This window comes from Aquiflexum sp., assembly GCF_977115555.1.
Window position 1 is genome coordinate 1 of sequence record NZ_CDSBKL010000181.1, and the last position, 7,955, is coordinate 7,955.

A 7,955-nucleotide genomic window follows, 5' to 3' on the forward strand; every position below is an offset into this window, starting at 1 on the left:
TTTGGAGCTTGATCAGAATATCGAAATCAGGCCAATTAGCTTTAATGAATTAATGGATCCGGATGAAGTATTCATGACCGCCACCACCAAAAAAATCCTACCTGTCACCATGATTGATAATAAAAAAATCAAAGAAGGAAAACCGGGTTCAAAAACTATTGAACTCATGGCAGCCTTTGCAGCCATGGAGAAGAAAATCGTCTTAGGTTAGTTTCGGCTAATAAAAAAGATCAAAAAAAATGTCAGTGGATCTCACTGACATTTTTTTATACACTACTTGGGAATTAATTGTCCAAAAGCTCTGCGTCTTTTAAGATATACATCAATTTTTCAGGATCCTTGTCATTTAGTGTAAGTTTACCCCTTACCCTGACTCTTTTGGACGTGTATTTGATAGGGGTTTTCAGCATAACCTCCATGACTGTTTCCGGACCACCTGATCCGCAAAAGAAACATTCCGCAAGAGGCAAGGATGACAAGATGATATGTTCCGGCTTGAACATTCCTTCAAAAGGAATGATATATCCGTCGGCTTCCACAACTTTCCCTTCCATGCTTTTGATGCCCGCACCAAAAACAGGAATGTAAAGCTCACCAAATTCATCCTGACCGATTTTATAAGTCACTTGCGCAAGATCTTTCCAAACAGTTGTACTCTGCCCGTAAGCAAGGCTTGTAACTATGGTAAGCATCATTAAGACTACTATTCTTTTCAATATCATGGTAACACCCATTTAAATTTTTCCGGTTGAAATATTTTGACCCGCGAATTTAGGCTTTGGTCAATTGTTTGGCAATATCTGTTTGATAAGCGTTCCAAGCAGGGATAAGAGAGGCAAGAATCCCTACAATTACCGCATAACCAAGAATCCAAAGTTCTTCTTTAAGAAAAACCGCAGCACTCAGCGTACTGATGGCTCCCTGATCGTTTTGCATAACGAGAATAACCAAGAAAAGGTGCCCAATAGCAATGCCGACTATAGCTCCTAGGACCGTCAGTATTACACCCTCCAATACTATATGCAGAAATAACTGCCAACTCGAAGCTCCTAATGTCCGCATTACTGCAAGGTCATATTTCCTTTCTTTCAGGGAATTGAATAAGGCTATAAAAATCCCTAGACCTGCAATGATGATAATCACAACAGCCAATCCCTGTATCAATTTCACTCCAATTCCCAGCAATTCAAATAACCTTGAAATCTCGAAAGAAGGTGATGCTGCCTGGAGAGCGCTCTTGCTGTTAATAAATCTTGGCAACTGTACAGCCGCTATGGGGTTTCGGTATTGGATCAAAAGGGAAGTCACTTCTCTGTCTTGGTCTGTAGCAGGAAATCCTGTTTTGGCGACAGGTGCTTCGTGTGTAGCGTGATCATGCTCCTCATCGTGGGTATACCAGACAGATTCAATGCTCGTCAGGATCAATTTGTCCAAAACATTTCCCATGGGTGATAAGACACCTGTAATCACATAGGGATGTGCATCATGCTCATGGCTGCTGCTCCCGATTCCGTGAGATCCTATAAAAGTATCTCCGGTCTTCAATCCGATTTTCTGTGCAACTTCGTAACCTAAAACGACATCAAAAGGTTTTTCCCAAGCATTCCCCTGAGAAAATTGCGCCGAGTACAATTCTAAGTAATCATAGTTTGTCCCGACAATCCTATAACCTTGATAATTATCACCGAGACCTAGGGGGATGATATTCTTTACCAGTCTATTTTTAGAAAGAGCCATCGCATCTTTCAAATCTATATTTCCGGTAGGAAAATCAATGTGATAAACACTCGAAAGGATGAGCTGAAGTGGGGAACCTTTTGCTCCGACGACAAGGTCAATACCCTCTGCATCCTTAGTCATCTTGTTTTCAAATTGATCTTGGATCAAAATCAAAACTGTAATGATGGCCAATCCCAAAGCCAATAGGAGGATGTTTAAACCCGTACTCAGCGGCTTGGCAATGAGGTATTTCCAACTCAATTTGATCATATTCATATTTGACCTCCTATGATTATTTGATTGGGAATATGATCTTTGACCCGCTGATCATGGGTGACGATAATCAATGCGGCTTCAAATTTCTTTGCCTGATCCTGTAGGAGCCTTACCACAGTTGCTGCATTTTCATCATCCAGGCTGGCAGTAGGTTCATCGGCGAGAATCAGCTTTGGCTTATTGACCAAAGCACGGGCAATGGATACACGCTGCGCTTCACCTTCACTCAAAGTATTGATTCTGGCTTTCCTTTTATCCAAAATCCCAAGTTCCTTGAGCAAAGGCTCAATAAGATGGGTATTTTCCTTTACAAAAAAATTAGCAAGCTGAAGGTTTTCTTCCACAGTCAACGGCCCGAGAATATGAGGTTTCTGAAAAATAATCCCGATGTTTTTCCCCCTGAATTTATCAAACTGAGATCCTTTCAAGGAATAAATATCAGTACCGCTGATTTCAACTTTGCCCGATATTGGTTTCAATAATCCTGCAATTATATTGAGAATGGTGGTCTTGCCACTGCCGGATTTGCCGAGCACAAGCATTTGTTCCCCAGCATCTAGGTTGATATCTGGGATATGGAATTTATGGTTTTGATCGTAATAAAACTCTATGTTATTCGCTCTTAGAATCATTATTCTTTGATAGGTATACTAATATTGAAAGTTGTCCCTTTTCCCTGTGCACTTTCAAAAGTGATTTCTCCGTTCAATACTTCAAGACTTTTCTTGACTATGGATAAACCGAGACCGGATCCTTCTATAATCCCGACATTTTTGGCTCTAAAAAATCTATCATAAAGTTGATCATGCTCTTTCTCAGGTATTCCAATGCCTTTATCCTTGACGGAGGCTTTCAAATTGCCTTTTTCCAACCAAACGGTGAAATCAACTTCCTGTCCGTCTTTTGAATATTTTACAGCATTCGAAAGGAGGTTTTCAAAGATCTGATATAATAAGTCAGAATCCGATACGATTGTTTTTGGAAGGCCTTCCAGTTTCACATTGATCTTGACATCGTGCTCCGACCCTGCTTTGACCACATCCAGAATTTCATTGAAAAGGGCAGCGACAAACATTTTCTTTGGTCTGAAGTCAATCTTATTTGCATCTGCCTTGCCAAAGAAAAGGACAGAGGTCAACAGACTGTTGAGGCTTCTTACTGAGTTCTCTATCTTGGTGGCGTGTTTTTGGATTTTTGCTTTGAACGGATGCTCTCTTTCCGCATACTGCTGTAGCAATTGGGCAGAACTAAGAATTGAAGTCAGTGGGGTTTTGAATCCATGGGAAACATTTAATACGATTCTTGACTTGAGTTCACCGATTTCCCTTTCTTTCTCCAAAGCCCGGGTCAATTCTTTGTTGGCTTCCGCAAGGTCTTTGGTACGCTGCCTCACTTTTTCTTCTAGCTCATTATTGAGTTTCTGAAGCTCTTTTTCTTTTCTGTCCTTAAAAATCGCCAGTTCAATCACCATATTCAGTTCTCGGATATTGAAAGGCTTGATGACATAAGCACTCGGATTGGTTCCGACTACTTTGGTAAGTGTCTCGGCATCCGAACTTGCACTGAGGTACACAACAGGAATATCATATTTTTCATTGATGATCTCCGTGGTTTTGATTCCATCCAACTCCCCTGCGAGGTTGATGTCCATCATGACAATATCTGCCTGGTTATGCTCGAGGATTTCAAGCGCCTTCTCCCCTGAATCAGAAATCCCTATGATCTCATGGTTGTTTTTTTCCAGGGCTTTTTTGAGCAAAAGCGCTGAAACGTGGTCATCCTCTGTAATTAAAATCCGAAGTGGAAACATGTTTGCTTTTAAATGTGGCTGCAAATTACAAGTTTAAATCATTTCCAAAAATCATTTTTTACCTAAAGGAAGGATTACAATTACCTTTGTCCCTTCTTCCTTTTGACTTTTAATATAGATACTCCCCCCAAGTACTTCAACGAGGTTTTTGGTAATAGCAAGACCGAGCCCTGTTCCTTCATAAATCCTGCTGTTCCCTTTGCTTTCCTGCTCAAAGGGTCTGAATAAAATCCTCTGAAATTCTTCGCTCATTCCTATGCCCTGATCAGTTACCGTTAGTTTGATGCTTTCTTCAATACCTTTCAATCTGATCGAAATTATGCCTTTTTCAGAATATTTGATGGCATTGCCCACAAGGTTATTGACAATCATCTCAAAATACCTTTGATCAATTAATCCTTTTAATGGTTGGGTTTCATATTTTGCTGAAAGCAAAAGCCCTTTTTTGACTGCAAGACCTTTGAGTGGAAGGAGGATGGTTGCCAAAAAATCATTGATATTGGAATCTTTGTAGGATATTTCCAGCTTTTTTGCCTCAATCTTTGAAAGATCCAGGATACTGTTGATGGTATTCAGAAGACGCTCTCCTGATTCTTGGATAATCTCTAGCTGCGATATCAAGTTGTGATCATCCTGCCGTTGCAAAATGATATTTTCAGTACTTCCCAAAATCCCATTGAGAGGTGTTCTTATTTCATGGCTGATATTGGAAAGAAAGTTGGATTTTAGCTTATTCGCTTCTTCAGCTTTTTCTTTGGCGATCTGAAGGCCTTTTTCAAAGGCCTTTTTCTCAGTTATGTCCCTAAATACAGATAAAATCAATGGGGCACCGGCATAGTCAGATTTTAACCTCGCCACATAAAGTTCAATTTCTTTTATCCCTCCCTTCAGAGGCATACTGAATTCAAAGGTCTTCCCATTGTTTTCAGCGCTATTGATACCTTCCTGAATGATGGATTTTTTGCTTTTGTAATAATCCGGATCTAAAAATAAATCAAAAATAAATCCTTTTTCAAGTTCATTGACTGGAATAGACACCATTTTAGCAAGGCTGGGATTGGCAGCGATGATTTTACCCTGATCTGTGGACAACATCAATCCGTCCTTTGAACTCTCCCATACATTTTTAAACTGGTCCTCGGTATTGAAAACCTGTTTGATTTTTTCATCTATTGTTTTTTTGAGCAAACCTTCTTTCCTCAGGAGATTGAGAAGTGAATTAAAAAGAAAACCTATAAACAATAAGACAAACAGCAAAAGAATGACAAACCAAGCCTGAAGGTAAATGGGATTCAATATCCTGAATTCCTCTGAAGATACTTCAGGGGAAATAAATTCTCCATCGATTCCTGCTTGAAGCAAGAGTTTATATCTCCCTGAGGGGAGATTATTGAATGTCAATACATTATTCCTTGGATTTACTTCTTCAACCCAATCCTCTTGAAAACCCTCCAGTTTGTACCTGATCACAAGGTCATTGGGTTGAATAAATGATACTGCTCGAAAAGTTATTTCAATATTATTGTCTCCATAAGGGATACGCATTAAATCCGGTTTGACGATTTCATTACCAAGTACTCTAACCGATTGGATCTTGGTCAATGGAGAATATACTCTTTCTATGTTTTCTTCAGGGATAAATACAGACAAACCCTTGCTCGTCCCGATCCAAATCCTACCGTTCTCACTTTCAATTAAAGCACCCCTATTTGTTTCGAGGCCTGATAACCCACTGATCTCTGTGTATCGGTCAAGACTGCCATTTTTAATCCGAAAAACACCTTTGTCCGTACCAGCCCACAAAAAACCACTGGAATCTTTTAAAAGTGCATAAACAGGCCTGTCTATGGTCCCTTTATCCGTTTGATAATAATTGAGCTTCCCATCACAATAATATTTTAGGCCATTTTCAGTTCCCAATATCAGACAACCTCCCTCCTCTTCCAGATAATCAAATCCAACAGCAGCGACTAAGTCTTCATTTTCTGAAAGCCCTGCCGAAAGTGAGGGATTACTTCCTTGCATAAAAATAATCCTGCCGTCTTTGAGTCTGCCGGTTTTTCTGACAAAAATCTGGGTTTGTCCAAGTTTTTTTAGAACGACATCTGTGATTTCGTTTTGGAAATGATGCCCATTTGTATTTGTAATAGAAGAAAGAAAAAGATTATCTCTGGCCGCAATAAACAGGCTGTCTCCTATGGCCTTAACAGAGGTCACGAATTGTTCATTGGGACTTGCGACAAATTCCAACTTGGAGGATTTTGGATCAAAGCGTCCTATTCCCTTAAGATTGGATGAAAACCATATGATGCCGTTTTTGTCTTTATCAAAATTGCTGATCCTAAACTTTGGATGGCCTACCAACTCCTTGTAGGCGTACATGGTTTGAACATTGGCATTATTTGACCAAACCTGTAGACCGTTGTTAAACCCAATCAAATAACGAACAGAGTCAAGCCTGATTACCGCAGTCACCTCATCTTCCAAGAGTGATTTAGAACTATAATTGATGAATCTAAATGAATTGATGTTGGCGAGTCCACGGTTTGTTGCTATCCATTTGATCCCTTCCCTATCCACAAAAAAACTGTAAATAAAATAAGCCTTCAGGACATCGTAAGAATCTATTTCTAAGCTTTTATCGAGTTTGGGATCATATTTATACAGCTGTGAATTATAGTTATAATATACCCTTCCTTCGAAAACCTGCAGGTGGCTGAAATCCACGACGCTGAATATTTCCCTTTCAAAATTCTGTCGGAGGATTTTTTCAGGAGAATGATAGGATTGACCAAATGCCAAAAAATCCAAGCCCAAAAAATAATACCCATCGCGTACCTCGTCATATGCGATGTGCTGGATCTTGGCAGGCAAATCAATCCCTTTGAATGAATAGTCTTTCAGCTGCCCGTTCTGAAAAATATATGATTTGAATCTAAAAAGGACTAGAATACCGTCTTCGGTCCAAAGATCGGATTTATATAACCCTGAGTTTTTGAAATCAAATTCCTGTGAATTCCAAGTCGTATCATTTTCACTTCGGGAGAATACTTTGCTGTCGGAAAACAAAAGGTATTGCCAGCCATCATCGGTCTTTTTGGGCAAGAACAATAAATTAGCTATAGGTTCGTCAGATGGAAAAATATTCTTCAAGTCAAACTCCTCCCATAAACCATCTTTATAAAAAAAAGCCTTTGGTTCATTGGCCAAATTGCTGACCCAGATTTTATCTTCCTCATCCCTAAAGATCCTCACTTCATTATTCAGCTGATTTTGCACTTCTTTTGGTAAAGGATAAGTGGCAAAACCATCAGAATAAAATACCCCTAGGGAAGTATTGAACCACATCAGACCTTCATTGTCTTGAATCACTTGATAAATGATATCGGAAGGAAGTTCCACTCCTTTGATCTGATTGTTGAATTGGAAGGTCTGTGAATTACCGACCTGGCCAATCAAAACAAAGAAAATGAGAAGTAGTGCTTTTTGCATATGCGTAACAAACACCGTCTAAATTAGAAAAAGATACGGATAGTGTAAATTAATTGGATATTGTTTCCCTTTTCTTTTTGTGGACGGGCTTAATCCTTTATTTTTGTGCAAACTATAAAAATCGCAGCATGAGTGTTTTAGTCAATAAAGATTCCAAAATAATTGTGCAGGGCTTTACCGGTTCGGAAGGTTCTTTTCACGCACAGCAAATGATCGAATACGGAACCAACGTCGTCGGTGGAGTAACACCTGGTAAAGGCGGCACCACGCACTTGGAAAAACCGGTTTTTAACTCAGTGGAAGAAGCTGTCCAAAAGACAGGTGCCAATACTTCTATCATTTTTGTTCCACCGGCATTCGCTGCTGATGCCATCATGGAAGCTGCAGACGCAGGCATCAAAGTCATCATCACCATCACCGAAGGGATTCCGGTGGCGGACATGATGCGGGCAAAACCATATATCAAGGAAAGAGGTGCCACACTTATCGGACCTAACTGTCCCGGTGTCATTACTCCAGGAGAAGCCAAAGTCGGCATCATGCCTGGCTTTGTATTCAAAAAAGGAAGAATCGGGATTGTATCCAAATCGGGAACATTGACCTATGAAGCGGCAGATCAGATCGCAAAAGCAGGACTTGGCGTATCGACAGCCATCGG

Annotated in this window: 6 protein-coding genes and 1 pseudogene; 2 read left to right on the plus strand and 5 right to left on the minus strand. The window is 40.0% G+C overall.

The features are described 5' to 3' along the window. Positions 1-211 (plus strand): annotated as a pseudogene (locus ACZFYI_RS11760) (aminotransferase class IV); the annotation flags it as partial. 73 nt (positions 212-284) lie between these two features. On the opposite strand, the gene ACZFYI_RS11765 reads toward ACZFYI_RS11760, so the two are convergent. The 5 genes from ACZFYI_RS11765 to ACZFYI_RS11785 are packed head-to-tail and all read right to left on the minus strand — an operon-like array spanning position 285 to position 7,297. Next, on the minus strand, positions 285-722 hold the full coding sequence (locus ACZFYI_RS11765) for a hypothetical protein (RefSeq protein ID WP_462524324.1): 438 nt from the start codon (positions 720-722) through the stop codon (positions 285-287). Between the two features lie 49 nt (positions 723-771). Next, a complete protein-coding gene (locus ACZFYI_RS11770) occupies positions 772-1,995 on the minus strand; it encodes an ABC transporter permease (RefSeq protein ID WP_462524325.1) in 1,224 nt (407 codons plus the stop codon). After that, on the minus strand, positions 1,992-2,627 hold the full coding sequence (locus ACZFYI_RS11775; protein ID WP_462524326.1) for an ABC transporter ATP-binding protein: 636 nt from the start codon (positions 2,625-2,627) through the stop codon (positions 1,992-1,994). Before ACZFYI_RS11775 ends, ACZFYI_RS11770 begins: the two co-directional genes overlap by 4 nt. Continuing rightward, positions 2,627-3,805 (minus strand): hybrid sensor histidine kinase/response regulator, encoded by a 1,179-nt coding sequence (locus ACZFYI_RS11780; RefSeq protein ID WP_462524327.1) that lies wholly within the window; start codon positions 3,803-3,805, stop codon positions 2,627-2,629. Before ACZFYI_RS11780 ends, ACZFYI_RS11775 begins: the two co-directional genes overlap by 1 nt. 51 nt (positions 3,806-3,856) lie before the next feature. Continuing rightward, on the minus strand, positions 3,857-7,297 hold the full coding sequence (locus tag ACZFYI_RS11785; protein ID WP_462524328.1) for a sensor histidine kinase: 3,441 nt from the start codon (positions 7,295-7,297) through the stop codon (positions 3,857-3,859). Between the two features lie 128 nt (positions 7,298-7,425). On the opposite strand from ACZFYI_RS11785, the gene ACZFYI_RS11790 reads away from it, so the two are divergent. Then, a partial coding sequence (locus tag ACZFYI_RS11790; RefSeq protein ID WP_462524329.1) for a succinate--CoA ligase subunit alpha occupies positions 7,426-7,955 on the plus strand: 530 nt, incomplete at its 3' end.

What these genes read in the sequence shown, in the direction of transcription:
- ACZFYI_RS11765 (WP_462524324.1), bottom strand. Translation starts at nt 722, where the DNA reads ATGATATTGAAAAGAATAGTAGTCTTAATGATGCTTACCATAGTTACA.
- ACZFYI_RS11770 (WP_462524325.1), bottom strand. Translation starts at nt 1,995, where the DNA reads ATGAATATGATCAAATTGAGTTGGAAATACCTCATTGCCAAGCCGCTG.
- ACZFYI_RS11775 (WP_462524326.1), bottom strand. Translation starts at nt 2,627, where the DNA reads ATGATTCTAAGAGCGAATAACATAGAGTTTTATTACGATCAAAACCAT.
- ACZFYI_RS11780 (WP_462524327.1), bottom strand. Translation starts at nt 3,805, where the DNA reads ATGTTTCCACTTCGGATTTTAATTACAGAGGATGACCACGTTTCAGCG.
- ACZFYI_RS11785 (WP_462524328.1), bottom strand. Translation starts at nt 7,297, where the DNA reads ATGCAAAAAGCACTACTTCTCATTTTCTTTGTTTTGATTGGCCAGGTC.